Source organism: Kosmotoga sp. (genome assembly GCF_982836095.1).
Genome location: NZ_CEYIHJ010000097.1, coordinates 1 through 255 on the forward strand (window position 1 = coordinate 1; position 255 = coordinate 255).

General features: G+C 46.3%; 1 protein-coding gene. It reads right to left on the reverse strand.

From position 1 onward, the window contains the following. On the reverse strand, positions 1-255 hold a 255-nt coding region (locus tag AC3LHT_RS07100), incomplete at both ends, for a pseudouridine synthase (RefSeq protein WP_488662410.1).

Here is a 255-nt window from a genome sequence, read left to right on the forward strand (position 1 = left end):
CACTATCTGGCCGTGATGGGGTGTTTTCCCTTTCGCAATTGCAATGTAGGTTTTTTCGGTACTGCGGACCTTGAATTGAAGGGAGAGTGAATTGTGGGCCATGTCGTTTTTGGCGACTATTATGATGCCACTGGTCTCTTTATCAAGCCTATGAACTATTCCAGGGCGCATTACACCACCAATTCCCTGAAGATCTCCACAATGGTTCAGAAGCGCATTTACCAACGTGCCACTTTTTTTGTTGTGGACAGGATG